General features: G+C 66.0%; 1 pseudogene. It reads right to left on the reverse strand.

The window, feature by feature from the left end:
• Positions 1 to 92: 92 nt before the first annotated feature.
• Positions 93 to 247: pseudogene (locus SB847_RS21900) on the reverse strand (transposase); the annotation flags it as partial.

Below are 247 nucleotides of genomic sequence, written 5' to 3' on the forward strand. Positions count from 1 at the left end.
GGCATGCCCAAGTTGGTCGTGGCGCTCATGACGTTGCAGCCTCACCCAAAGTGCGGCGGGATGATCACCAACCGTCGCCGGTCCATCCGCCTTCGCCGGGAAAACGTCGTGTGATCGGAAACCGGCAGGGCTAGGCCGAGCGGGCGCATGAGCGAGCCCAGCAAGCCTTCGGTTCGGCGCCATGGCCGCCCAAAAGCCAAGCGCAGCAGCATTCCTGCCTCGCTGGCCAAGTCCGAGAAGCGCGTCG

The sequence above is a fragment of the Bacillus sp. SIMBA_026 genome (assembly GCF_046535335.1).
Taxonomy (GTDB): domain Bacteria; phylum Bacillota; class Bacilli; order Bacillales; family Bacillaceae; genus Bacillus; species Bacillus velezensis.